General features: G+C 32.6%; 1 protein-coding gene and 1 pseudogene. Both read right to left on the reverse strand.

The genetic code is table 11. The features are described 5' to 3' along the window. Positions 1–8: 8 nt before the first annotated feature. Positions 9–419 (reverse strand): annotated as a pseudogene (locus A6M14_RS00005) (transposase family protein); the annotation flags it as partial. A 37-nt stretch (positions 420–456) separates the two neighbouring features. Then, positions 457–780 carry a helix-turn-helix domain-containing protein gene (locus A6M14_RS00010; RefSeq protein ID WP_171500215.1) on the reverse strand — a complete coding sequence of 108 codons (324 nt, stop codon included), beginning with the start codon at positions 778–780 and terminating at the stop codon, positions 457–459. Between the last annotated feature and the right edge of the window lie 177 nt (positions 781–957).

Genomic DNA, 957 nt, shown 5'->3' on the forward strand with positions numbered 1-957 from the left:
GACTTCCTTCATAAATCATTTTTCAACCAATTTAATTGTTTATCTTTCACCCAATCTAAATTGTATATGCCAGCAAGTAAATTAAACCGCAGGTTTAATCGTTTACGACGATTTCTATATACACAAGATAAAATCTTAAAACATTTCATCCTTCCAAATACATGCTCTACTTGAATTCGTCTACGACCAATCTCTTTATTTAACTTTTTTAATTCAGAATCTAGTTTTTCAGTTTTCTTTGCTTTAGATGGCATGAGGCATCCAAAACCCAATTTCTTTATCCCTAAATACCCCTTATCAACGATAAAAAAGGGCTTAAATTTTAATTTCCTCATGCTTTTTTTAAATATTTTAAAATCATGCATGCTTCCATGACTTCCACATACACTCAGTATTTCACCTGTTGTATAGTGCATAGATAGCTGAAATTTAAAGGTATGTCGCTTTTTTTTACCGCTATACCATTTCTTCTGTTTTTTTTGGACGTTGAACTAATATTTCAGTTGCATCAATCACAACAACTTCCCAATCCACTTCATCTCGATTAGGAAGTTGTTTTGGCAAGTTAAATTTTCCAGAACGGATTAAGGTATCTTCAATAACGCGTGTGATACGAATTGCACTCGTTTCAGATACACCGTAACTCATACCAAGATGGAAAAATGTTCGATATTCTCTCCAATATTCTATACATAAGAGCAAACGATCTTCCAACGGTAATTTATGTGGTCGTCCTTTACCAATATGACAAGGTAACTCCTTATTTAGCTCGGCCAACATGAGGTTAAATGTAGCCCAACTAACACCGGTAAGCCTACGAAACTTAACGTCTGATAATTTTTGAATATCTTTGAATTTCATCCAAGGATTATCCCTTGGATTAAATAATTTTGCTGATTAATTTAAGATCAAATAAATTGTACGTTTTTTGATTTATGACGGAAGTCTATTTATATT

Source organism: Acinetobacter portensis (assembly GCF_009372215.1).
GTDB lineage: Bacteria > Pseudomonadota > Gammaproteobacteria > Pseudomonadales > Moraxellaceae > Acinetobacter > Acinetobacter portensis.

Coding starts and splice junctions, on each gene's coding strand:
- A6M14_RS00010 (WP_171500215.1), bottom strand. CDS start 780: ATGTTGGCCGAGCTAAATAAGGAGTTACCTTGTCATATTGGTAAAGGA.